This is a genomic window from Defluviimonas aquaemixtae (assembly GCF_900302475.1).
Classification (GTDB): Bacteria; Pseudomonadota; Alphaproteobacteria; order Rhodobacterales; family Rhodobacteraceae; genus Albidovulum; species Albidovulum aquaemixtae.
The window spans coordinates 26,617-51,379 of the sequence record NZ_OMOQ01000007.1; the positions used below are offsets into that span (position 1 = coordinate 26,617).

The following is a 24,763-nucleotide window of genomic DNA, read 5'->3' on the forward strand; positions in this document are numbered from 1 at the left end:
CTGTTCCTCCACCCATTCTGCCTCACGCCCCTTGCCACAAAGTCGAGCACCCCGTGGCAGCGGCCTCTGCATGCGAAGCGCCTCCTCCGCGGGCAGCGTCATCTAAGCATCGATCTCGGCTTCGGATCTCAGGATCAACGGAATCGCCTTCTGGTGGACCGGGGCGACGACTTCGTTGGGCTCCGTGTTCAGACACGCGTGGATGTCGTCTGTCGTCTCTCCGTCCCTGAGCTTTCTGACCGAGGTCCAGGTCGTCCAGATGCCGGCGAAGAAGACAAGTGGCCGGCTCTCGTCAAGTGCGAACCAGACGAGCTCCTCCTCCTTGCCAATCCCCTGGTTGTTCTCGGCGAAACTCGTGAACGGGACCACGCAGCGATGTTCGCGGCCGAGCTAGCGCCGCCAGTGGGACGATATGGTGTTGCGGACCTTCGTGAAGCCGTGATCGACCTTGCGACCATTGAGCGCGAAGGCAGGAGACGGCATGCCCCAGCGCAAGAGGGAAAGCTTCCGTCCCTCATTGGTGTTTCGGACGACGGGCGCCATCTGGCCGGGGAAGATCCCCGGCAGCGGCGGCTGGTTTCCGGTCTCATCCTCCATGGCCCTCGCGATCTCGCGGATCGCAGCCTGGCCCGTCGACAAGGGATAGAGGTTGCGCATGCCGAACTGGTCCTCCCCGCGCCACGCACCCGTCTGGGCCCGCTCGTCGATTTTTTCCGTGGGATCGAGCGTCTGGACATGACGAGAACATTATAAGAACATTGTCGCTATGCAATCGCCTTCGCCTGCGCCGGGTCGGCCCATGTCTGCCGATTACGATAACCGATACGCACGCGACATCCTCGGCCGGCAAGAGGCGATCAGGCTCGACTGGCTGACCGGCTGGCATGCGCTCGCGGACCTGCACGTCCTGCCGGCACCAAGGCTACATCGAGGCGGTGCGTCTGCGGCGCTACTACGCGCGGCACATGAAGCTCGGCAGCTTGGAGCACCGGCTCAGATGTACCGCCTGCGGCACGAGAGGTGCGGTCAGCTGGACGCCCGTGAGGCAGAAGCTGTGACACCAGTTCGGGCTCGATACCTGGCGATTCAGCGGCCGGGAAACGGTGGGTCAGTCGAATGAGCCGATCAGACGCGTCTCGGGGGCGAACCGGACTGAGGTGGGATGGATTGTGTATGCGCAAGTGGCAATGTCGGCTCCGAGCCCACCTTGACCAATGCTGCAGTAAGCATGAATTTCAGCTTCTGATTTCACGACAATGAGATGACGTAATCAAACGAGGCTCTGCCAAGGGCAGAAATGTGTTCGCTCGGGTCTTTCGCGCCCGTTCCAGGGTGAGTGTGTTGAGGGCGAAGACGTTGTTGTTGTCATCATGCGAGTGACCGAAAGTATCACCCTCGCTATGGCGATCGCGCCATCTGCCTGAATTGCTGAATGTCTGCTGATCCAGGTCGGCATTTCACAGGTACGGCGTTTACCTCCGATTGACCCTGATCAAGGCGCCTTTAGCGGCCGCGTGTTCTCGTGCTGCACACACCAGCAAAGCATTTCACCAGCTCCTCCGCCACAACGCGAAGGAACAGATATGACCGAAGACCATCCAAATGTCGCGCTGTTGAAGCGTCTTGATCTGCGCAATCTCGCGGCATCGAGGGGCCTGATCGCCGAAGATGTCGTCTGGCACTACTTCAATCCCAACCTGCCCGACTTGCAGGGGGACTATGTCGGATTGGACGGCCTCCACTCTTTCTTCGAGGCCATCGCCCAGAAGTCCGGCGGGACGTTCAATATCAATCCCATGTCGGTCACACCCGTCGGGGACGAGCTGGTTGTCGTGCAGTCGCGAAACACGCTGACCTTCCGGGGCCGCTCGGTCGCCGTGGACGTCGTGGTCGTCTGGCGCATCGTGGACGGGCGGGTGGTGCAGGTTTGGGACATCGTCCCGGGCGATGCGAAGGAGGTTCAAGATGACTGACGCTGACAAGACCAACTGGGACGCCATCGTCATCGGTTCGGGCATGGGGGGAATGGCGGCTGCCGCCGCGCTGTCCAAGGGCGGGCACAAGGTGCTCCTGCTCGAGCAATACCAGACCCTTGGCGGCCTGACCCACAGCTTTTCCCGCGAGGGTTTCACCTGGGATGCGGGTATCCATTACCTGAGTGGTATCGCCCCGGGCGATCGAATGCGCGACCTGTTGGACTGGCTGTCGGACACGCCGATCGAATTCACGTCGATGGGGGCCGTCTATGACAACCTTCATATCGGCGACGCGGACCCGCTCGCCTTGTCCCGCCCCTTCGAAGCGCAGGAACGCGATTTCAAGGACCGGTTCCCGGATGAGGCAAAGGCCATCGAAGCCTGGACCGCAGCGCTCAGGGAAGGCCGGGAGTCGATGCACACGATCTTTTCGACACGTGCGATGCCTGAACTTCTTGGCACTGTGTTGCAATGGTGGAATGGCCGCGCCATCGACCGATGGTGCAAGCGGACGACGCAGGAGGTGATCGACGAGATCACCGACAACCCCGAATTGGCCGCCGCATTCGCCGCGCAATGGTTCGATCATGGCGGCAGGCCTAGCAAGGCGAGCTTCGCGATGCATGCCCTGATTTCCGCGTCTTACCTGGAAAGCGGGGCCTGGTATCCGGTGGGGGGCGGTGCGGTCTTTGCCGAACATATCCTGCCCACGATCGCGGCTGGCGGAGGTGAGGCGAGGGCAGGCGCCAGAGTTGAGACGCTTCTCTTCGAGGACGACCGGATTGTCGGTGTGCGGACGACGGACGGGGAGGAATTCCGCGCCGATGCGGTGATCTCGGATATCGGTGCGCGCGAGACGGTGAACCATCTTCTTCCCGACGATTGCGGACATCAGGACTGGATCGACGAAATCCGCTCTCTGCCGCCGTCGATCGCGCATTTCAGCCTGTTCATGGGCTTTGAGGGCGACGTCGAGGATGCCGGAGCGACCCGGTCGAACCACTGGATATATCCGACGGGCAAAGTCGACGTCGTCTGGACGGATGCGCCGGATAGCCCGCCGCCCGGCATGTTCGTCTCATTCGCCTCGGTAAAGGACCCCGGCCATGACCCCGGACCTGCGCAGAGGTACGCTGGCGAACTGGTGGCTTGGGCGGACTGGTCGACGGTGGAGAAATGGGCCGATACGGACGCTGGGGAGCGCGGCGATGATTACCGGTCGTTCAAGACCCGGGTCGAGGATGTGATGTTCGCGCAGTTCGAGGCCTACTTCCCGGAATTGGCCAGCCTCGTCGTGTTCCGCGATCTCTCGACGCCGCTTACGACCTCATCGATCACGGGGCATCACCGGGGCGCGTTCTATGGGCTGGACGTGACGCCCAAACGCGTGATGAGCGGAGCGCTGCAGGCCAAGACGCCGGTCCCGGGCCTGTTCCTCGCCGGTCAGGATGTCGCGAGCCCCGGTATTCCCGGTGCGCTCTGGGGCGGGCTGCTCGCCGCCGCCAGCGTCGATCCGAAGATCGTCCGGCAGTTCCGGGGGTAGAGGGCGAAATGCCACAACATATAATTATCCCACCGTCGCGATAGCTGACGTTTGAGCAGCCATACCGAGTGTCCGCTCCGTCCGGCTATTCTGTCGCTCGATGGCGTCGGATCTCCAACACCCCAGCGCATTCCGCCTAACTGTCGCATCCTGTAATTTAATGTCATTATTACAATGATTTAGTCCTCGGGCATACTGCCCGGGCGAGGCGTGGACGCCCGCGGAATTCCCGAAGGCGGGGGGCACGACGGGATGGGCGATCGCCTGGCGAAGATCGGCGCGGCGTAGGCGATCGCGCGAGGCGCGGGGCTCCGGCTCGAGCACCGGCCGGTTGCGGATCTCAGCCCCTCTGCGCGAAACGCGCAGACGCATTCGGAGGCGTAGGTCGCGCTGGTCGCGGGCTCGATCCGGGAATACGGCTTTATTTAACCGGTGCTCGGCGTCGGCCTCGCGTCGCTCGGCTTCGAGGTGCGCGCGCAGATCGTCTGGGCCAAGGAGCGCCTGGTATTCTCGCGCGGCCACTACCACTGGCAGAACGAGCCCTGCTGGTACGCGGTCCGGAAAGGGGCAACGGGACATTGGAGCAGGGACCTCAAGCAGTCGAAGCTCTGGCAGATCGCGGGCCGCGACGAGGATGCCGCGACCGGGCACGGCACGCAGAGGCCCTTGGAGTGCATGCGCCGGCCGATCCTCAACAACTCAAACCCGGGCCAGGTGGTCTGCGAGCCCTTCTCGGGATCGGGCACGACGATCATCGCGGCCGAGACGACGGGCCGGGCCTGCTGCGCGGTCGAGCTCGACCCGGCCTATGTCGACGCCGCCGTCCTGCGTTGGCAGGCGTTCACGGGCGAGGCGGCAGTCCTCGAGGGTGAGGGGCAATCCTTTGGCGAGATTGGCAAGGATCGCTGTCGCGAGCAAGGTCCGGACGGTCCGACAGCGGCGGAGGGCGCAGGTGTGCCAATCGCGCAGTCTCTCCGCCATCGAGCCCGCATCCAATCTTGTCATGGGCTACGGGCTTGCCATGATCCTACAGCTTGCGGTCTTTGCGGTGATGGGACTCGCAGTCACGCCGGTTCAGTCGCTGCATTTGGGCGGCGTATTCACCTTGCTCTCCTTTGCTCGAAGCCACGCGCTGCATCGTCTCATCGAACGCATCGGGCATGGAGGGAGGAAATGAGCGGGATCGGATCGGCGCGCGATGCGAGACGTGTGGGATCGCCAGACGCCCCTCAGGGGAGGCAGAGGGTCGATCTCTGGCACCTTGGGGTCCGGAACCGGCGCGGGAGCCGGCCTGCCACAGCCGCAATATTCCCGACCGGGTGATCCTCCCCAACGAAGTGGTCCTCCGTAACAATCAGGAACACGGAGGATGACCTGCTAACGCCGTTTGGACCACCCGGCTAAAGATCTTCCGGGAGGAGACCTGCGGATCAATCGAGCATAATGCAGTCCTTGGTCACATTCCCCAGCGCAAAGCGATCAGATCAAGCTCTCTCGCGAGGTCGAGCAACCGCGATTTCGTGCGTTCGCTGAGGGGCTTGAGTGGGTGACGCACATGGTCGCTCTTGATGACGCCGCCAGCGGCAAAGACGGTCTTGCAGGCCCGAAGGCCGCATTGGCGGTTCTCGTGATTAATCAGAGGCAGGCAAAGTTTCCATTGTTTCAGCGCCGTATCGTGGTGACCGGCCCTGTACTCGGTCACGACAGGCCGGATTTTTTCGGGAAGCAGCCCAGATGTCATCGTTCCCGTTGCGCCGGCATCGAGATCGGCGAGTAGTGTTACCGCCTCTTCTCCGTCGAACGGACCAACAATGTCGGCGCCTCCGGCTTCGATCAGCGCGGCGAGCTTGTCGGCGGCGAAGGCGGTCTCGACCTTGAAATAGCTCACATTCTCGATCTCGCGCGCCATGCGGACGAGGAGCGGGACGGAGAGCGTGACACCCGAAAGGGGGGCGTCCTGAACCATGATCGGGATCGAGACCGCGTCGCTCACCGCCTGGAAATGCTCCACGATCCCCTGCTCGGCAGGCACGAGCCCGACGCCGTGATAGGGCGGCATCATCATGACCATCGCCGCGCCGAGGGACTCGGCCGCCTTGGCCCGCGCCACGGCGATGTCGGTTGAGAAATGACTGGTTGTCACGATCACCGGAACTCGTCCCGCGACATGCTCGAGGCAGAGCCGCATCAGAAGCTCACGCTCCTCGTCGGAGAGGACGAACTGTTCGGAATAGTTGGCGAGGACGCAAATCGCGTCGACGCCCTGATCAATCATGCAATCGAGCACTCGCCGCATCCCGTCTTCGTCCACGCGGCCGTCCGGATGGAACGGTGTGGGCGCGACAGGGAGAATCCCGGTAAGCGGCTGTTTCACGGTTTGACCTCTTGCTTTCCTCGAAAGTGAAACGGCGCGACGCGTCTACGGCGGCCGAGCATGAATGCGTCTGCGACGTGCCGCAGGGGCGCGAGGTCCATGTCGATTTTGCCTTCGGAGATCAGCCGCGCCATCTTCGCGTAAAGGCGCGGATATTCACCGGAAAGCGGCAGGTCGGGGGCGATCTTGCGTGGTTCGCCCTCAATTTCGATACGCGCGCCGCCATCGACAATACGCAGCGTCCCCTCATCGGTTGCGGCCTCGATCGTCCAAATCTGGTCGCCCTCCTGTCGCCAGTCGAACTCTGCCGTCACCGTCGCGCCCTGCGGGTGAAAAAAGTCAAGCGTTGCGGCGATGGGCGTCTGACGGTTCTCGGGGTAAGCGAGTTCAGCGCTGCTCAGATGGATCGGGCCAGGCAGTATTTCGGTCACGATTGAAAGCGCGTTGATGCCGGGATCGAACACGCCGAGCCCGCCCGGCTCCCAAATCCATTCCTGGCCCGGATGCCAGCGCCGCACATCCTCTTTCCAATTCACGGCGAGGCGGCGGAGGGTCTTGTCCGCTAGCCAGGCCTTCGCTGCCGCCACTGAATCGGCCTCGCGCGAGTGCCACGTCGCGAAGAGCGACACCCGGTGCACGCGAGCGAGCTGTTCAAGCGCGTGGCACTCCGCAAGCGTGGCCCCCGGCGGTTTTTCCAGCATCACGTGGCGCCCGGTGCGGATCGCCGAGGCAGCATAGGCAAAGCGCGGAACGGGCGGCAGGCAGAGCGACACGACTCTGACATCGGGACGCGCGGCGAGCATCGTGTCGAAGTCAGTGAAGGCCTCCACGCCTTCGACCTGGCCATGACGCGAGACGGTCGCCGCAAGCGTCCAGTCCGGCGAAGCGCCAATGGCGGGAACATGCTGGTCCTGCGCAATCTTGCCGATGCCGACGAGCGCGATCTCCATCAAGGCGCATCCCCGTCGACGGGGCCACCCGCTGCCGCGTTGAGCGAGGTGGGGAGGCCGACAATGCGGTGCACAGCACCCGACATGCGCGCATCAGCGATGCGGACCATATCCGTTTATCCCTTCTTCAACCCGAACGCCGGACGCCCCTAGCTACACGCTTGGGCGTCACGGCCTCAGGTTCTAACGTCTGGCGCAGTACGTCCAGTCCGTTCGGCAATCCCGGCGATCTGGTCGGCCGCAGCGATAACGCCAGCCAACGCATCCTGAGGGTCACGTTCTAGCCGGCTCGCGTCCTTGACCACATCCTCCAGATAGACGCGCAGCGTTGCGCCTTCCGTGCCTGTGCCCGAGAGGCGGTAAACGATGCGACCTCCGCCAGAGAGATGGATGCGCAGGCCCTGGCCCGTGCTTCTGGAGCCATCCACCGGATCGTCATAGGCGAACTCGTCGGCGCTTTTTACTTTACAGCTGCCGAACGTCTCGCCGGACAGTTCTGACAGCCGACCGCGCAGGTCATCCATAAGGGCGTTCGCGGCGCCCGCATCGACGGCTTCGTAGTCATGCCGCGAATAGTAATTGCGGCCGAACTGCCGCCAATGCTCGCGCATCAGATCGGCAACGGGCTGCTTCGTCTCCGCGAGGATGTTGAGCCAGAAAAGCACGGCCCATAGCCCGTCCTTCTCGCGCACATGGTCCGAACCGGTGCCGGCGCTTTCCTCGCCGCAGATGGTGACCTTGCCGGCATCGAGCAGGTTGCCGAAGAACTTCCAACCGGTCGGCGTTTCGTAGCAGTCGATGCCAAGCACTTCGGCCACGCGGTCGACAGCGCGGGAGGTCGGCATAGACCGGGCGACGCCCGCCAGCCCGCCGCGATAGGCCGGGACGAGCCGTGCTTGCGCGGCGAGGACGGCGAGGCTGTCGGACGGTGTCACGTAGACGCCCCGGCCCATGACCATGTTGCGGTCGCCGTCGCCATCAGACGCCGCCCCGAAATCGGGCGCGTCTTGCGCCATCATCCGGTCAACGAGATCCTTCGCCCAGATCGGGTTCGGGTCGGGATGGCCGCCGCCGAAATCGGGTGAAGGTACGCCGTTCACGACGGTGCCCTCGGGCCCCCCGAGCGCGTTTTCAATGATCGCCTTCGCGTAGGGTCCGGTGACCGCGTGCATGGCGTCAAACCGCATGCGGAAGCCCGACGCGAACAGATCGCGTATTTTGTCGAAATCGAAGATTGTCTCCATAAGCGCCTGGTAGTCGGCGACGGGATCCACGACTTCGATCTGCATGCCGTCAAGTTCGCTCGATCCGACGTGGGCGAGGTCGATATCCTGCGCCTCGACGATGTGATATTCGCTGATGCTCTGCGTTGCCTCGTAAATGCGGGTCGTCACAGTCTCGGCGGCGGGGCCGCCGTTCGGGGTGTTGAACTTGACACCGAAATCCTCATCCGGTCCGCCGGGATTGTGGCTGGCCGAGAGAATGATCCCGCCATCGGTCTTGTTGAGCCGGATGAGATGCGAGGCCGCTGGCGTCGATAGCAGCGCGTTCCGTCCCACGATCACTTTCCTGGCCCCGCCCGCAGCCGCCATGCGCAGAACCACCTGCGCCGCGCGGTCGTTGAAGTAACGCCCGTCGCCGCCCAGAACCAGCGTCTTGCCGGACACCCCGCCTATGCCGTTCCAGATCGCCTGTATGAAGTTTTCGAAATAGTGGCTGCCCTGGAAAATGCGCGTTTTCTTTCTTAGCCCCGACGTGCCGGGCTTTTGCCCATCAATCGGCTGGGTCTTTATCGTGAGGCTGGTCATCAGTTACCGTCCCGCTTTCTGCATGATCGTTGCGGCGCGTTCTAGACGAGGATCGTCGCCGAGGTCTCTTGCGTCGACCGGCAGCTTGCGCTGCCAGTTCGGGTAGTCGTGTATTGTACCGGGCAGGTTCGTCTGGTCCCCCACGTCCAGAATGTCCTCTGCCTGAAGCGCGACGAGCGCCGATCCTGTCCGGGCAAGAAACCCGTGCATCGCATCGGGCGTCTCCCCGGCCGCGGCGGCATCGAATGCCCGCACCGTTCGGCTGCGATGATTTCCGGCACTGGCTGCGGCATTCTCACCAATATGACCCAGCGTCCGCCGCACGGCAATGTCGGCGCCGATACGCCAGCCTTGCCATGTCGGCAGGTCATGCGTTCCGAACGATGCGAGCGTGAGCGCGGGGTAATCCGCGGGCGGGTGGAATTCTTCGCCATGTTCAAATTGGACCACGCGGCAACCCAAAATGCCCGAGGCGATCAGCGCGTCCTGCAGGCCCGCTGGGATATGTCCGAGGTCCTCACCGACGATGGTGGCCCCTGCACGGGCCGCCTCGATCCGGATGACAGCCAAAAGCGCGTCCCGCGGCATCTGAACGTGGGCGCCGGGCAAGTCGGCATCGTCGGGCACCCAGAATGTCCGATCGAAGCCGATGATGTGGTCGATCCTGAGCAGTCGTGCAAATCGAAGCTGTTTCCTGAGCGTTTCGGCCAGTATCCGAAATCGTCCATTGACGAGCGCGATGGGGTTGAGTGGCGCGAGGTTCCAGTTCTGCCCCCCCGGCGCGAAGGCGTCGGGCGGCGCGCCGAGCGAGACACCCTTAGCAAACCAGTCCCGGTCAGTCCATGTCTCGGCGCCCGCGGGATGGGTGCCAACGGCGAGGTCGAGGTAAAGCCCGTGGCGCATTCCGGCATCGGCAAGCGAACGGCTGACTGCGCGAAGCTGCTCCTCCGCGGACCATTGGAGCCAGGCATGGAAGCGGATTTCGTCATCGAGCCCGTCAACCGGGGCAGAGGCGGGCGACTGGCAATCGGCGGGCCAGTCCGTCCAGAGCGGGCCGTGCCGTGCAGACAAAGCCTGATGGGCAGCGAAGCGGCGCAGGCTCATGCCTTCCTCGGCCACGAAGTGCTCGAAAACCGAGGGATCGTGCTCGGCGCAGAAGGATCGATAGGCGGCCTTCAACGCGTCAAGCTTGGCCGGCACCTCGCGGGCGTAGTCGACCAACTGCCCGGACGTCTCCCCGCCTTTCGTGGCGATGTGCAACACGTTGAGCCGCCGCCGGTGAGACGGGGAATAGGGGCTGAACCACCCTGAATTCATTGGGAAACCGGCATGGATCGGGTTTATCCCGACGAAGGCGCCTCCTCTTGCGGCAATTGCCTTGCCTGCGATTGCGAGATCGTTAAAGTCTCCAAGGCCCGGCCGCCTTTGCCCCCGTAACCCCCAGAGAGGCACGATCACGCCCCAGGCAGGCTCGGGCTGCGACAGGGACCGAGGGGCGCAGAGCAGGGTCGTATCCTCGCCGCCTGTCTCAAGCGTGTGAATGCCAAGAGGCAGCGGCGGTAGCGCCGACCCGGCGCCCTCAATCCCTGAGCCATCTTCCGCTGTAATGGTCCACGGGGTCTGCGGCTCCAGCTGCAGCTCTGCCGGTCGGTCGGGCTCGATGACGATCCATTGGGGAAGGGACCGCTTGTCCCGCTCTGCCCGAAGGGACGCGAGATGCTCGGCCGCCTCCGCTTCGTGGGCCACACCGATACCCATTGCGGTGAGCAGCGCGCGCTTCGTTTCCACTCCGGTTTCGTGCGCCGCGCCTGTGAAGTCTGTGTAGCGCGGCGAAATGCCGGCCATCGCGGCAAGCTCGGCAACCGGGTCTGTCATTCGGCCGGCTCGAGGGTCAGGACCATCACCGATTCAGCCGGACAGTCGATCGAGCCCTGAGAGACATCGGACGATGGCCGCTCCGGCGCGCTCGTATCCACCTTGCAGATCCACCGCATCCCTTTCAACGGAGTTGGCATGACGACTTGCGCCCTTGGTCCCGCATTGAAGACAGCGAATACCGCCGTCTCGAGCGCGGCATAGGCCGGCGTTCCCGACGCCGTGCGCATCTCGGCGCAGAGGATCTTCCGGTTGGGATCGGTCCAGTCCGCCTCGCCCATCGGTTCCCCGTCTTCGCGCCACCAGAACAGGTCCTCGATCCCATCGGCGGCGCGTTCGCGCGAATGAAGGAAGCGCTTCTGGCGGAGGATCGGATGCGCCTTTCGGAACGCGATCATCTGCCGTGTGAACTCGAAAAACGGCCAGTCCGCCGCGCTCCAGTCGATCCAGCTTGTCTCGTTATCCTGACAATAGGCGTTGTTGTTGCCACCCTGGCTGTTGCCGATCTCGTCCCCGCCAAGGATCATCGGCGTTCCCTGCGACAAAAGCAGCGTCGCCATCATGTTTCGTCGCCGCTGGGCGCGGGCGGAAAGGATGTCTGTGTCGTCTGTCGGCCCCTCCACGCCCATGTTGGAAGAATAGCTGGCATCGTGGCCGTCGCGATTGTCCTCGCCGTTCGCCTCATTGTGCTTGTGGTCGTAGCTGACGACGTCGGTCAATGTGAAGCCATCATGAGCGGTCACAAAGTTGACGGAGGTCGTCGCCGGCCGGCCTGAGTGGTCGAATTGCATGGCCGAACCCATCAGGCGATCGGCGAGTCGCGGAACTTGCGCCGTGTCGCCGCGCCAGAACCGCCGGACGGCGTCGCGGAACCTGTCGTTCCATTCGAGAAAAGGTGGAGGAAAGGCGCCGAGCTGATAGCCGCCCGGTCCGACATCCCAGGGTTCCGCGATGAGCTTGACCTTTGCGAGGACGGGGTCCTGCCGGATCGCATCGAAGAAGGCCGCGCCGTTTTCAAACCCCCGTGCCGTCCGACCAAGAGTCGCGCAAAGGTCAAAGCGAAACCCGTCGACATGCATCACCCCGACCCAGTACCGCAGCGAATCCATGATCATCCGCAGCACCATTGGATGGTCCACGTTGACCGTGTTCCCGGTACCGGTATCGTTGACGTAGAAGCGCTTGTCTTCCGCCAGCCGGTAGTAGCTGAGATTGTCGAGTCCCCGAAAGGACAGTGTCGGGCCCCGCTCGTTGCCCTCGCAGGTGTGGTTGTAGACGACGTCCATCAGGACCTCGATCCCGGCTGCATGGAAACGGGCTACCATCTGCTGGAACTCGTGAATATCGCCGTCGTGCAAGTAGCGCGGATCCGGCGCGAAAAATCCAAGCGTCTGATAGCCCCAGTAGTTGGTCAATCCCTGTTCGACCAGGAACCGGTCGTTGAGAAACGACTGGGCAGGCAACAGCTCGATCGCCGTTATCCCGAGCCTCGTCAGATGTTCCAGCATCACGTCCGACGACAGACCCAGGAACTTGCCCTGCGGCGCGGCCCCGGAATGCAGTTGCGTCAGGCCCTTCACATGGGCCTCGTAGATGATGCTATCCTCGGTCGGTATGTGCGGAGGCGTATCCTCGCCCCACGAAAAGGCTGGATCGACCACGACCGAGCGCGGCACGTAGGGAGAGCTGTCGCGCGCATCGAAACTCAGATCGTCGCGCTTGCCATCATAGCCGAAGAGCGCGTCATGCCATTTCGGTTGGCCGGTCAATCGCTTGGCGTAGGGATCGATGAGGAGCTTGTTGGCGTTGAAGCGATGACCCTCGAAGGGCGCATAGAGGCCGTCCGCGCGATAGCCGTACATCTGGCCAGGGCGAAGCCCTCCGATGTAACCGTGCCAAACATCGCCGTCGCGCTCTGGCAGTTCGATCCGGTGCGTTTCTGTCTTTCCGTCTTCGGAGAACAGGCACAGCGTCATGCGCGCCGCATGGGCCGAGAAGACCGCGAAATTCACGCCATCGCCATCGAAGCTCGCGCCAAGCGGCGCGGCGCGGCCGGCGCTGATGGTTGGTTCCGAGGTCATCTGCTCGATATCAGGCTCTCATAGAGCGCCGCGTATTCTCCGGCCGAGTGGTGCCAGCCGACCGGGTGGCGCATCGCATTCTTCTGTATCGTCAGCCACATGTCAGGCTGCCTGTAAAGAGCGCAGAGCCTGTCAAGCGCGCGTGACATTGCGTCAGCGGTGACCGGATGGAACTGAATGCCCGTCGCAACGCCTGCCCTCAGCCCTGCCGGGGAGGCGGGGATGACGGTATCGGCCAGCCCGCCGGTATACGCGACGACCGGGATCGTGCCGTAGCGCAGCCCATAGAGCTGGGTCAGGCCACAGGGTTCAAATCGCGAGGGGACGAGGATCGCATCGCCGCCCTCTATGAGCAGCCGCGCCAAGGTTTCATCATAGCCGATCCGTACCGCGACACCGGGAAATTTTCGGGCGGCCTGCTCGAACGCCCGCTCGAGAGTGCGGTCGCCGCTACCCAGGAGCGCCAGTTGCCCGCCCTCGTCCAGCAACCGCGGCAGCGCATCGATCAGCAAGTCGAGGCCCTTCTGTTCGGTCAGCCGCGAGACGACGACGCAGAGCGGGCCTTTCGCCTCTCCCAGGCCCATCGTCTTCCTAAGCTTCCTCTTGAACCGTACTTTCCCGGCGGGGCTCTTGTACGGCGGGGCCCAGCTTTCGGTGTCAACGCCGTTCAGAATTCCCAACAGGTCGTCGCGCCGCAAGCGCAACACGCCGTCGAGGCCCATTCCGAACTCTGCCGTCATGAGCTCACCCGCATAGGTCGGGCTGACGGTCGTGATTTTGTCTGCCGTCACCAGCGCCGCCTTTAGGGCACTTATCTCGCCCCAGTATTCGAACCCATCCTGCTGCATCCCCGACGCGGGCAGCCGCAAAGTCTTCAATTTCCGTGCCGGGGCAAGGCCTTGAAAGGCGACGTTGTGGATCGTGATGATCGTCGAGGCTTTGGCACCGGGCTGCCGTTCGCGCAGATAAAGCGGACCGAACCCCGCCTGCCAATCGTGGCAGTGGAGAATGTCCGGGTTCCAGCCCTTCACCGCGCCGCCCGCGATGCTTGCGGCGATCCATGACAGAGCCGCGAAGCGTTCGGGATTGTCGGGCCAGTCCTTGCCATCCGGGCCAAGATAGGGCGCGCCTTCCCGGTCGAAGAGATGTGGTGCATCCAACACCAGGAGATCGAGCCCTGCGGACTTTGCGGCGATGACCCGCGCGGATCCGCCGAAGAGGTCATCGTCCTTCATGACGGTCCGGCCCTTGCCGATTGCCGCCTTCACTGCCGGATAACCGGGCAGCAGCGTGCGCGTTCTTACCCCGCGCGCCTCAAGCGCCTTGGGCAGCGCACCCGCCACATCGGCAAGGCCCCCTGTCTTGACGAGCGGCGCGCATTCCGACGTGACCGACAGGACCTCGATCATTGGGCAGCGGCCCGCCGGTCCAACATCTGCTGGGTGATGAGCGTTACGCCACCCTCGGTGACGCGGAACCACTTGGCGTCCTCCTCGGGGTCCTCGCCCACAACCAGGCCGCGCGGGATGTGGACGCCGCGGTCGATGACCACGTTCCTGAGCCGAGCGGACCGCTCGACCACCACATAAGGCAGAACGACCGCGCGAACGAGCGAGGCATAGGAATTGGTGTGGACCTGCGTGAAGAGCAGCGACTCCCTCACCTCTGTCCCTGAGATGATGCAGCCGCCTGAGACGAGCGACGAGATTGCGCTACCACGCCTTTCGGCCTCGTCGTGGATGAACTTTGCAGGGGGCACGGACTCCGAATAGGTCCAGATCGGCCAGCCGTGATCCCAGAGATCCAGATCGGGTGTGAAGCTCGTCAGGTCGATATTGGCCTTCCAGTAGGCATCTACCGTTCCGACGTCGCGCCAGTAGGCCGGCGCGTCGGACCCGTTGCGCACGCAGCTGTCGACGAAGCGGTGTGCCATCGCCTTGCCGTTCTTGACGATATCGGGAATCAGGTCGCCGCCGAAGTCGTGGCTCGAATTGGGATCGGCCGCGTCCTTATTGAGCAGGTCGCGCAGGAAGCCCCAGTTGAAGACATAGATGCCCATCGAAGCGAGCGACACGTCCGGATCGTCGGGTGTCCCCGGCGGATCGGCCGGCTTCTCAAGGAAACTTGTGATCCTGTCGTCTTTGTCGATCGCCATGACGCCGAACGCCGACGCTTCGGCGCGCGGCACGGTCAGGCAGCCCACGGTCACGTCCGCTCCGCTCTCGACGTGCTGCCGCAGCATCACCTCATAGTCCATCTTGTAGATGTGATCGCCTGCCAGGATAATCACGTGATCGACGTTGTAGCTGTCGACGATATCGACGTTCTGAAAGACGGCGTCCGCCGTTCCGAGGTACCACTGGTTCTCGTCCACCCTTTGAGAGGCCGGCAGGATATCCAGATACTCGTTCCTCTCGGCCCGGAAGAAGTTCCAGCCGCGCTGACAATGTCGAATCAGGCTGTGCGCCTTGTACTGCGTCGCGATCGCCATCTTGCGGATGCCAGAATTCAGCGCGTTGGACAGCGCGAAATCGATGATCCGCGACTTGCCACCGAAATAGACGGCGGGCTTGGCGCGCTTGTCGGTCAACTCCTTCAGACGGCTGCCGCGTCCTCCCGCGAGCACGAATGCCATCGACCGGGCCACGAGTCGCTGAGATGGTCCCGCCATTGTCCGTCCCTCCCTTTCGTTGTCGCGGCCGTTCGATCGGCCGGGCACCTAGTCACGATTTGTTAAAAACAGCGTGGCCAGCGGTGGTATCATGATTTCGGCAGATGCCGGCTGGCCGTGATGCTCATGATCCTGCGCCGACACTTTTCCGAAGTTGCCTCTGTTTCCGCCGCCGTAGACGTCGGCGTCGGTGTTCAGCAGCTCATGCCATGATCCGCTCTTCGGCAGGCCGATACGATAGCTGGGCCGTTCGACCGGCGTGAAATTGCAGACCACGACCACGGGCGCGTCCGCCTCGCCGCCGCGGCGGACCCAGACGAAGACAGAATTGTCCGCGTCGGTTGCCTCGATCCACTGAAACCCGTCATGCTCGCAGTCTTTTGCGTGCAGGGCAGGGGTCGCGCGGTAGAGATTGTTCAGATCGCGGATCAGGCGCTGAAGACCGGAATGATTGGGATCGCCGAGCGCGCGCCAGTCGAGCTCGGTGTCATGGTTCCATTCCGCCGCCTGACCGAATTCCTGCCCCATGAAGAGTAGTTTCTTGCCCGGATGGCCCCACATGAAGCCGTAGTAGGCGCGCAGGTTCGCGAACTTCTCCCAGGAGTTGCCGGGCATCCGCGTGAACATCGAGCCCTTGCCGTGAACGACCTCGTCATGGCTGATCGGCAGGATGAAGTTCTCGGAGAAGGCGTAGTGGAGCCCGAAGGTCATCTGGTGATGATGGTGCCTGCGGTGGATCGGGTCCTTCTGGATGTAATCGAGGGTGTCGTTCATCCACCCCATGTTCCACTTGTAGCCGAAGCCAAGCCCGCCCATGTCGACGGGTCGCGACACCATCGGGAACGACGTCGATTCCTCGGCGACTGTCATGATCCCGGGCACCTCGCCATAGGTCAGCGTGTTCATCGAACGGAGCAAATCGATGGCTTCGAGATTCTCGCGCCCTCCGTGGACGTTCGGCACCCATTCGCCCTCGTCCCGCGAATAGTCGCGGTAAAGCATCGATGCCACGGCATCCACGCGCAGGCCGTCGATATGGTATTCCTCGAGCCAATAAAGCGCGTTCGAGATAAGGTAGTTCCTCACCTCTGAGCGGCCGTAATTGTAGATCAGCGTGTTCCAATCCTTGTGGAACCCCTCGCGCGGATCCGCATGCTCGTATAGCGCGGTGCCGTCGAACTGGCCGAGCCCGTGCGGATCGGCCGGAAAATGGCCCGGCACCCAGTCGAGGATGACGCCGATCCCAGCCTCGTGCGCGGCGTCGATCAGGTCGCGGAACTCGTGCGGCGGACCGTGTCGGATCGTCGGGGCGAACAGTCCCACCGGCTGATAGCCCCACGAACCGTCGAAAGGATATTCGCTGATCGGCATAAGCTCGATATGGGTGAAGCCCATGTCTGTGACGTACCCGACCAGTTCTTCGGCGGCCTCCTTATAGGATATCCGGCGCCCGCCCTCCTTTCGCCGCCACGATCCGAGATGGACTTCGTAGATAGAGATCGGCGCGGCGCGGTCGTTCCGGCCGCCGCGCTTCTCGATCCAGTTGCCGTCTTTCCAGCCATAGCCGGCGATGTCGCGGACGATGGAGGCATTATCCGGCGGATGCTGGGCGCCGAAGCCGACCGGATCGGCCTTCTGCGGCAGGACAGTCCCATAAGCGCCGATGATCTCATATTTGTAGACGGCGCCCTCAGTCACACCGGGGATGAAAATTTCCCAGACGCCTGTCGCGCCCCGGCGGCGCATGACATGCCGCCGCCCGTCCCAGAAGTTGAAATCGCCGACAACCGAGGCGCGGCGGGCATTCGGCGCCCAGACTGCGAATTGGGTGCCCCGCGCGCCCTCGTGCTCCATCACATGAGCGCCGAGCACTGTCCAAAGACGCCTGTGCGTACCCTCGCCAAGAAGATACTCGTCGATCTCGCCCAATACGGGTCCGAAGCGATAGGCGTCTTCGTATTCCCAAGTTCCTCCGTCGCCGCCCGCGCACTTCAGTCGATAGGGCTTGGCGCCGGGTACCTTGCCCGCGAACAGAGCGTGCGACCCTTCGATCCGTTGCAACGGGTAGGTCTTGGTGCCGACAGTGGCGGTCATGCTTGTGGCGGCTGGGTCGAGTGCCACCACCCATCTCGACGAATCGTGATCGCGAGGACCGAGAACCGAGAACGGATCGTCGTGCAGCCCCGCCTCGATGCGGGCGATCACCTCACGGGGAAGATTGTATTCCATCGTTTTAGATTCGCCATGGGCCATGAAAAGAACGTAACGTTGTGCCGTTTGTCTGAAAACCTGTGTTGTAGTCAGGGGTTGAGGGAGCCGGCGTTCCAGATTTCGCCCATGTAGCCGCGGATCGTCCGGTCCGAGGAAAACCAACCCGACCGCGCAGTGTTAAGCGCAGCCTTCCGCGTCCAGGCAGCACTGTCACGATAGGCTGCGTCAGCTTCGCGCTGGGCGCGCCAGTAATCGGCGAAGTCGGAGCACACCAAGAAATAGTCTGGCCCGGCGAGATTGTCGGTGATGTCGCGATACCGATCGCGCTCCTTCGGGGAGAACGCACCCTCGCGAATGGCCTTGAGCGCCAGTTCAAGTCGCGTGTCGGCCGCAATGGCTTTCGCCGCGTGGTTGGCGATGTCGCGCCGATTCACCACCTCATCCGCCGTCATTCCGAAGAGAAAGAAGTTCTCCTCCCCGACACGTTCGCGGATTTCCACGTTCGCGCCGTCCAGCGTTCCGATTGTCAGCGCGCCGTTCAGTGCGAATTTCATGTTGCCCGTGCCCGAGGCTTCCTTGCCGGCGGTCGAGATCTGCTCGGACAGATCTGCAGCGGGGATCAAGCGCTCCGCCAGCGAGACGTTGTAGTTTGGAAGAAACACCACCTTCAGATGGGGGCTCGTCACGGGATCGGCATTGACGACCCGCGCAACATCATTGATCAGCCGGATGATCTTCTTGGCGAAGACATAGCCGGGCGCCGCCTTGCCACCGAAGATCTTCACGCGCGGTGCCCAGCCTGCATCGGGGTTGGCGCGGATCTCCTGCCAAAGCGCGATCGCTTCAAGGATATTCAGATGTTGGCGCTTGTATTCGTGGATACGCTTGATCTGGACGTCGAACATCGCCTCGGGGTCGACAAGAAGATCGTGTCCCTGCGCCATCCAGTTCGACAGATCGACCTTGTTGGCACGCTTCGCCGCCGCGAAGCCCTCGACAAAGCCCGCATCACTTAGGCGCGGCTCGAGCCTCGCGAGCTGCTCCAGATCGTCCACCCAGTCTTCGCCGATCGCCTCGGTGACAAGCGCGCTGAGCCGCGGGTTGCAGGACAAAAGCCAGCGGCGCGGCGTGACGCCGTTCGTCTGGTTCACGATCCGATCGGGGTGAAGCTGGTGAAGGTCCTCGAAAACCGTAGCCTTCATCAGCTCAGTATGGAGCGCTGAAACCCCGTTCACCTTGTGCGCCATGACGAACGAGAGCTCGCCCATGTTCACCTGTCCGTTCGCCCGCGCCGCCGCCTTTCTGGTCGGGTTCTCCCGGGCATGTAGCGCATCGATCCGCTCGATCAGCGTCATGTGCCGTGGCAGAAGCCGCCCCATCAACCCTTCCGACCACTTTTCCAGTGCCTCCGGCAGAAGCGTGTGGTTCGTATAGGACAAGGTCCCGCGCGCAAGGGCGACCGCCTCATCGAACTCCAGTCCCCGCTCGTCGTGGAGCAGCCGGACGAGCTCTGGCCCCGCAATCGCGGGATGCGTATCGTTGAGCTGGATCGCGACTTTCGCGGGCAGCTTGCGAATGTCGTCATACTCGCTGTCGAAGCGGCGAAGGATGTCGCGCAGGCTGGCGGCGGTGAAGAAGAATTCCTGCTTCAGTCGCAACTCCTTGCCCGGCTCGGTCGTGTCGTCGGGATAGAGAACCCGGCTGATCGTGCGGGCCAAGGCCTCGGGTGCGGCGGCCGCGACATAATCGCCCAGGTTGAAACGCTCTAGGTCGAATGGATCGACCGCCCGGGCGCTCCACAGGCGAAGGGTGTTGGCCCAGCGGCCCTGCCAACCGACAATAGGCGTATCATACGCTTCGGCAAAAACTGCCTCTGTCGGTTCCCAGACGGCGCGCGCGCCGGCTTCGCGAACCTCCCCGCCGAAACCGATCTGGAACATGGCTTCGGGCCGTTCGAATTCCCATACGTGATGTTGCAGCAACCATGTCTCCGGTGCCTCGACCTGCCGTCCATCCTCGAAGCTCTGGCGGAACAGCCCGTGTTCATAGCGGATTCCGTAGCCGTAGGCCGGGCATCCGATGGTCGAGAGCGATTCCAGGAAGCACGCGGCCAGCCGACCCAACCCACCGTTGCCAAGCGCCGCATCGGGCTCGTCCAGAAGAACCGCCGCATAGTCGATCCCCAACTCGCGGAACGCCAATTCGGCCGCCTCGTCGAGTCTCAGGTTGGTAATGGCATCCTCAAGAAGCCGCCCGATCAGGAATTCCATCGAGAGGTAGTAGACCCGCTTGGCGCCTTCCTCGTAGGTCCGACGCGTGGAGGCGAACCAGCGGTCAACGATGCGCTCTCGCACCGCATGAGAAAGCGCTATTCGCCAATCGTAGAGCGTCGCATGCTCCGGGTCCTTTCCGACAACGTAGGCGAGTTGCCGCAGGATATCTTCTCGCAAGCCTATGTGGGGCATCTGAGCTCTAAGCATGATGTTCCGATTGTTAGCGGTAACATATATTCCACACACCTTATCGGGAAACTGCCCGCAGAATGCAAGTAGCAGATCGGTATGGTTGCGCCGAGCCAGAAACGTGTCGGCGCTGTAACGGTCTGGGAAATACGGATTGCAGGAGTCGCCGCAACGCACACCGATGTCATCGATCAACCGAAATCTCGTGCGGCCTGACCAGTCGTTGTTCTGAACCTTCGCTGTCCGGAGTATCTGCAAGTCCGGCAATACCTTTCCTAATTTTTGAGGTTGCGAAAACTGAAAACCGGCGCAGACTTTCCGCGACTGCGTCGAAGACGGGAAATCCGCGCGCGCAGGTTCGAGATCAACAGGGAGTACTGGGATGTCCGCACGCTTACTTGTAACCGCGAGTGCCGCCGCGTTAATCGCCGCACAGCCTGTCCTGGCCGAGATGCTGACCGAGATCGGCGAGGGCGAAGGGCAGCTCGATATCGTCGCCTGGCCCGGCTACATCGAACGCGGCGAAACCGATGCGGCCTTCGACTGGGTGACCAAGTTCGAGGAAGCCTCGGGCTGCACGGTCAACGTCAAGACAGCGAACACCTCCGACGAGATGGTCGCACTCATGAACGAAGGCGGCTTCGACCTCGTCACCGCATCGGGCGACGCCTCGCTACGCCTCATCGCTGGCAAGCGGGTTCAGCCTATCAATGTCGACCTTATCCCGTCCTGGTCCACCGTCGACGACCGGCTGAAGGACGCGCCGTGGCACACCGTGGAGGGCGAGCATTTCGGCACACCCTACATGTGGGGACCGAATGTCCTCATGTACAACTCTGAAGTATTCGGAGACACTGCGCCAAACTCCTGGAACGTCGTCTTCGAGGAAATGTCGCTTCCCGACGGCAACTCGAACAAAGGCCGGGTACAGGCCTATGACGGCCCGATCCACGTCGCCGACGCGGCGAACTACCTGATGTTTCACAAACCCGAGCTCGGCATCGCCTCGCCCTATGAGCTGAACCAGGAGCAGTACGACGCGGCGTTGAATTTGCTGCGCGGTCAGCGCGAATTGGTCAATCGCTACTGGCACGACGCCTTCATCCAGATGGACGACTTCAAGAACGAGGGCGTCGTTGCATCGGGCTCCTGGCCGTTCCAGGTGAATATCCTGCAAAGCGAGGGGCAGCCCATTGCCTCGGTAGTGCCGGAGGAAGGCGCGACGGGCTGGGCCGATACGACGATGATGCATGTCGATGCCGCGCATCCGAACTGCGCATATATGTGGATGGAGCACTCGCTTGCGTCGAACCTGCAATCCGACCTTTCGGTCTGGTTCGGGGCGAACCCGTCGGTGCCGGCGGCCTGCACTGACGGGCGGGGCATGCAGACGGCGGAGGGCTGCACGAAGAACGGTCTCGACGACTTCGAGAAGATCAAGTTCTGGACGACGCCCGTGTCCGACTGCGCCAGCCAAGGCGAATGCGTGCCCTATTACCGCTGGGTCTCGGACTACATCGGCGTGATAGGCGGCCGTTGATTTCCCGCCCAACCTGATGAAACTTTCCCGGCGGCAGCGCCGCCGGGGCAAAGTATCGGTATGTCCATGCCTAATGCCGTCGAATTCGATCATGTCTCGCGCCATTTCGGTGAGGTGCGGGCGGTCGACAACGTGACGATAGCGATCGAGGAAGGCGACTTCTTCGCCCTACTGGGGCCATCCGGCTCCGGCAAGACCACCTGCCTGCGGCTGATCTCGGGCTTTGAACGTCCAACGTCGGGGCATGTGCGGATCTTCGGGGAGAATTCGGAGAACCTGCCGCCCAATCGCCGCCCGGTGAACACCGTCTTTCAGGACTACGCGCTTTTTCCCCATCTCAAGGTTCGGGACAACGTCGCCTACGGGCTGATGGTTCGCGGACTCGACAAGCGCACGCGCCACGACCGGGCGGAGGAGATGCTGTCACTGGTCAAGCTGGGCGGCTACGGCGACCGCAAGCCGGCGCAGCTCTCGGGCGGGCAGCGGCAGCGGGTCGCGCTTGCGCGCGCACTCGTGAACCGTCCCCGCGTCCTGCTGCTCGACGAACCGCTCGGCGCGTTGGACCTCAAACTTCGCGAGGCGATGCAGGACGAACTCAAGGCGCTGCAGAAACAACTCGGCATCACTTTCGTCTTCGTGACCCATGATCAGGGCGAGGCGCTGTCGATGGCCGATCACGTCGCGGTCTTTGACGAAGGCCGGATTGTGCAGGCGGGCAGCCCTGAAGAGATCTACCAGCGGCCACGCACGCGGTTCGTCGCCGATTTCGTGGGGTCGGCGAACGTGCTCCCGCCAACTCTCAGCGCAAGAGTAGGGGGCGAGGCGGCGTGGCATAGCCTCCGACCCGAAGCGATGGAAGTGACCGAGCCCGACTCGGGCCGGCTTGCCGGCACAGTCGTCTCAACACGGTATATCGGGCCGGTGAAGCGGGTCACGGTGGATGTGGGCGGTGAACGCCTGACGGTCGCCGTGCCCGCGGGACGCCTAACCCCTGCCGAGGGCGCCTCGGTCGGGCTAGGCTGGGCCGCGGCGGCCTTGCACCGGATGGAGGAGGAGTGATGGAGGCGGCGCGCCCCGGCATTGCGCCTCGCCTCTCGGACCTCTTCTGGCGTCGACCACGGCTCTTGCTTGTTGCCCTCTTGTTGCCGCCGCTCCTGTGGCTCGGCCTGATCTATGTCGGCTCGCTCCTCGCGCTCCTGGTCCAGAGCTTTTTCTCGATCGACGAGTTCACCGGGCTGATCAGCTACGAATTTACGCTCAAGACCTATGCCGAACTGCTCAGGCCGTCGAACTTCGATATCATTCTGCGCACGACACTGATGGCGGCAGCCGTCACTGTCACCGCCGCGATCGTTGCCTTTCCCATCGCCTACTACGCCGCCCGCCACGCGCGAGGGACGATGAAGGCCCTGTTCTATCTTGGCGTCATGCTGCCGCTCTGGTCGAGCTATCTGGTGAAGGTCTATGCGTGGAAGCTGATCCTCGCCAAGGAGGGCATTCTCAACTGGGCGGTCGATGGGGTCGGGGCGAGCGCGGTGCTGAACGCGGTGTTGTCGTTGCCGGTGATCGGCGGTGGCTCGCTCTCGGTCAGCTATATCGGCACGTTCATCGTCTTCCTCTACGTCTGGCTGCCCTACATGATCCTGCCGGTGCAAGCGTCGCTAGAACGGGTGCCGCGAAACCTATTGGAAGCGTCCGGCGATCTCGGCGCGACGTCTGGCCAGACGCTCCGCCATGTCACCTTGCCGCTCGCCCTGCCGGGAATCATCGCCGGATCGATCTTCACCTTCTCGCTGACGCTTGGCGATTACATCATCCCCCAGATCATCGGGTCGTCCCGGCTCTTCATCGGGCAAGCGGTTTACGCGCATCAGGGCACGGCCGGGAACATCCCGCTTGCCGCGGCATTCGCCGTGGTGCCGATCGTGATTATGGGATTCTACCTTTGGGCTGCGAAACGCAGGGGCGCGTTCGATGCACTCTGATCGCGCCTCTCTCGGACTGAAGATCGCGGCCTTCGCCGGCCTCGCCTTCCTGCACTTGCCGATCCTCCTGATATTCGTTTACGCCTTCACGACTGAGGACCGTTCCTACCAGTGGCCGCCCCCGGGGCTCACCGCGAAATGGTTCGGCGTCACCTGGAACCGGCCCGATGTCTGGGCTGCACTTGGTCTCTCGCTGAGGGTCGCGGCGGTCTCTACGCTCGTCGCGCTCGTTCTCGGCACGCTCTGCGCCGCCGCCGTCAGCCGCGCAAAATTCTTCGGGCGCGAGGCGATTTCGCTTCTGGTGATCCTGCCCATCGCGCTGCCGGGCATCATCACGGGGATCGCGCTGCGGTCAGCCTTCAATCTCGGTGAGATCCCGTTCTCGACGCTGACGATCGTGCTTGGCCACGCGACCTTCTGCATCGTCGTCGTCTACAACAACGCGGTCGCCCGTTTCCGGCGGCTTGCGGGATCGCTCGTCGAGGCGTCGGCTGACCTTGGCGCCAATAGTTTCCAGACCTTCCGGCACGTGATCCTGCCCAATATCTCGACAGCACTTCTGGCCGGCGGAATGCTCGCCTTCGCGCTGTCGTTCGACGAGGTAATCGTGACGACCTTCACCGCCGGACAGCAGCAGACCCTGCCGATCTGGATGCTGGAGGAACTGGTCCGCCCCCGCCAGCGACCGGTGACGAATGTCGTCGCCATGGTCGTCGTCCTGGTAACCTTCCTGCCGATCCTTGGCGCCTACTACCTGACCCGCGGCGGCAGCGAGACCGTCGGGGGCGGCAAATGACTCTGCCAATGTGACGAGGGCGACATTGATGCCGAGTTCCGCAGGTCAACCGGCTGCATCAGGGGTGGGCAGGAAAAGGGCTCGGCGAACCGCTCAAGCCTCGGGGCGAATGTCAGCTACGCCTGCGGCTTCATCAGGTGAGCGCGGATGGACACGGTCAGCTCGGCGAAGGAAAACGGCTTTCCGACGAGCGGCGCTCCATTGTCCACGAAACCGAGCTGATCTCGCGTGTATCCTGAAACCACGACATAGGGCACACCCTTGGTCCTCAGCCGATCCACGATGGGTTTGGCGGTTTCGCCGCCCAGATTGGCGTCAAGCACGACGCCGTCGCATGGCACCGCATCCATCATGGCTAGCGCATCTCTCAGCGTGTGCGCCATTCCGACGACCGCTCCCTCCGCCTCAACCACTGCCTGCTCGATGTCGAGCGCAATCAAGGGCTCATCTTCCACGACGATGATGCGACAAGTCATGGCCAACGGCTCCAA

General features: G+C 63.0%; 20 protein-coding genes and 1 pseudogene. 9 read left to right on the forward strand and 12 right to left on the reverse strand.

Going from position 1 to position 24,763, the window contains the following annotated elements:
* Positions 1–102: 102 nt before the first annotated feature.
* Together DEA8626_RS21515 and DEA8626_RS21520 are read right to left on the reverse strand one after the other, a co-directional pair.
* Positions 103–369, reverse strand: coding sequence for an SOS response-associated peptidase family protein (locus DEA8626_RS21515; protein ID WP_245890946.1), 267 nt, complete (start codon positions 367–369; stop codon positions 103–105).
* A gap of 21 nt (positions 370–390) precedes the next feature.
* On the reverse strand, positions 391–657 hold the full coding sequence (locus DEA8626_RS21520) for an SOS response-associated peptidase family protein (RefSeq protein WP_245890947.1): 267 nt from the start codon (positions 655–657) through the stop codon (positions 391–393).
* A 227-nt stretch (positions 658–884) separates the two neighbouring features.
* On the opposite strand from DEA8626_RS21520, the gene DEA8626_RS21210 reads away from it, so the two are divergent.
* From DEA8626_RS21210 to DEA8626_RS21530, 5 genes and pseudogenes are all read left to right on the forward strand, one after another.
* Entirely contained in the window at positions 885–1,058 is a 174-nt protein-coding gene (locus DEA8626_RS21210) for a hypothetical protein (RefSeq protein ID WP_181366562.1), read from the forward strand.
* A gap of 525 nt (positions 1,059–1,583) precedes the next feature.
* Positions 1,584–1,973 (forward strand): nuclear transport factor 2 family protein, encoded by a 390-nt coding sequence (locus tag DEA8626_RS20005; RefSeq protein ID WP_108855012.1) that lies wholly within the window; start codon positions 1,584–1,586, stop codon positions 1,971–1,973.
* Positions 1,966–3,519, forward strand: coding sequence for a phytoene desaturase family protein (locus DEA8626_RS20010; RefSeq protein ID WP_108855013.1), 1,554 nt, complete (start codon positions 1,966–1,968; stop codon positions 3,517–3,519). The genes DEA8626_RS20005 and DEA8626_RS20010 overlap by 8 nt, the downstream gene beginning before the upstream one ends.
* 447 nt (positions 3,520–3,966) lie before the next feature.
* Positions 3,967–4,425: pseudogene (locus tag DEA8626_RS21525) on the forward strand (DNA-methyltransferase); the annotation flags it as partial.
* Between the two features lie 46 nt (positions 4,426–4,471).
* The gene (locus tag DEA8626_RS21530) at positions 4,472–4,696 is read left to right on the forward strand and encodes a DUF7220 family protein (protein WP_245890950.1); all 225 of its coding nucleotides are present in this window, start codon (positions 4,472–4,474) and stop codon (positions 4,694–4,696) included.
* Positions 4,697–4,975: 279 nt separating this feature from the next.
* Here DEA8626_RS21530 and DEA8626_RS20020 read toward each other — a convergent pair whose 3' ends face one another.
* From DEA8626_RS20020 to DEA8626_RS20060, 9 genes are all read right to left on the reverse strand, one after another.
* Complete coding sequence (locus DEA8626_RS20020) at positions 4,976–5,893, reverse strand: dihydrodipicolinate synthase family protein (RefSeq protein WP_108855015.1); 918 nt, start codon at positions 5,891–5,893, stop codon at positions 4,976–4,978.
* A complete protein-coding gene (locus DEA8626_RS20025) occupies positions 5,890–6,843 on the reverse strand; it encodes a Gfo/Idh/MocA family protein (protein WP_108855016.1) in 954 nt (317 codons plus the stop codon). The genes DEA8626_RS20020 and DEA8626_RS20025 overlap by 4 nt, the downstream gene beginning before the upstream one ends.
* A gap of 176 nt (positions 6,844–7,019) precedes the next feature.
* Positions 7,020–8,651: an alpha-D-glucose phosphate-specific phosphoglucomutase gene (locus DEA8626_RS20030; RefSeq protein WP_108855017.1), complete on the reverse strand. Its 1,632-nt coding sequence runs from the start codon at positions 8,649–8,651 to the stop codon at positions 7,020–7,022.
* Positions 8,652–8,654: 3 nt separating this feature from the next.
* On the reverse strand, positions 8,655–10,526 hold the full coding sequence (malQ, locus tag DEA8626_RS20035) for a 4-alpha-glucanotransferase (protein WP_108855018.1): 1,872 nt from the start codon (positions 10,524–10,526) through the stop codon (positions 8,655–8,657).
* Positions 10,523–12,607 (reverse strand): glycogen debranching protein GlgX, encoded by a 2,085-nt coding sequence (glgX, locus tag DEA8626_RS20040; RefSeq protein ID WP_108855019.1) that lies wholly within the window; start codon positions 12,605–12,607, stop codon positions 10,523–10,525. The genes malQ and glgX overlap by 4 nt, the downstream gene beginning before the upstream one ends.
* Positions 12,604–14,016 (reverse strand): glycogen synthase GlgA, encoded by a 1,413-nt coding sequence (gene glgA / locus DEA8626_RS20045; protein WP_108855020.1) that lies wholly within the window; start codon positions 14,014–14,016, stop codon positions 12,604–12,606. The genes glgX and glgA overlap by 4 nt, the downstream gene beginning before the upstream one ends.
* On the reverse strand, positions 14,013–15,278 hold the full coding sequence (glgC, locus tag DEA8626_RS20050) for a glucose-1-phosphate adenylyltransferase (protein WP_108855021.1): 1,266 nt from the start codon (positions 15,276–15,278) through the stop codon (positions 14,013–14,015). Before glgC ends, glgA begins: the two co-directional genes overlap by 4 nt.
* Before the next feature lie 48 nt (positions 15,279–15,326).
* On the reverse strand, positions 15,327–17,507 hold the full coding sequence (gene glgB, locus DEA8626_RS20055; RefSeq protein ID WP_108855022.1) for a 1,4-alpha-glucan branching protein GlgB: 2,181 nt from the start codon (positions 17,505–17,507) through the stop codon (positions 15,327–15,329).
* 71 nt (positions 17,508–17,578) lie between these two features.
* The gene (locus DEA8626_RS20060; protein ID WP_245890948.1) at positions 17,579–19,954 is read right to left on the reverse strand and encodes a glycogen/starch/alpha-glucan phosphorylase; all 2,376 of its coding nucleotides are present in this window, start codon (positions 19,952–19,954) and stop codon (positions 17,579–17,581) included.
* Between the two features lie 379 nt (positions 19,955–20,333).
* Between DEA8626_RS20060 and DEA8626_RS20065 the strand changes: the two genes are divergently transcribed.
* The 4 genes from DEA8626_RS20065 to DEA8626_RS20080 are packed head-to-tail and all read left to right on the forward strand — an operon-like array spanning position 20,334 to position 24,272.
* Positions 20,334–21,491: an ABC transporter substrate-binding protein gene (locus DEA8626_RS20065; RefSeq protein WP_108855024.1), complete on the forward strand. Its 1,158-nt coding sequence runs from the start codon at positions 20,334–20,336 to the stop codon at positions 21,489–21,491.
* 60 nt (positions 21,492–21,551) lie between these two features.
* Positions 21,552–22,550 carry an ABC transporter ATP-binding protein gene (locus tag DEA8626_RS20070; RefSeq protein ID WP_219929232.1) on the forward strand — a complete coding sequence of 333 codons (999 nt, stop codon included), beginning with the start codon at positions 21,552–21,554 and terminating at the stop codon, positions 22,548–22,550.
* Positions 22,550–23,476, forward strand: a complete 927-nt coding sequence (locus DEA8626_RS20075; RefSeq protein WP_108855025.1) for an ABC transporter permease — start codon at positions 22,550–22,552, stop codon at positions 23,474–23,476. The genes DEA8626_RS20070 and DEA8626_RS20075 overlap by 1 nt, the downstream gene beginning before the upstream one ends.
* The gene (locus DEA8626_RS20080; RefSeq protein WP_108855026.1) at positions 23,466–24,272 is read left to right on the forward strand and encodes an ABC transporter permease; all 807 of its coding nucleotides are present in this window, start codon (positions 23,466–23,468) and stop codon (positions 24,270–24,272) included. Before DEA8626_RS20075 ends, DEA8626_RS20080 begins: the two co-directional genes overlap by 11 nt.
* Before the next feature lie 116 nt (positions 24,273–24,388).
* Here DEA8626_RS20080 and DEA8626_RS20085 read toward each other — a convergent pair whose 3' ends face one another.
* A complete protein-coding gene (locus DEA8626_RS20085; protein ID WP_108855027.1) occupies positions 24,389–24,748 on the reverse strand; it encodes a response regulator in 360 nt (119 codons plus the stop codon).
* Positions 24,749–24,763: the final 15 nt, after the last annotated feature.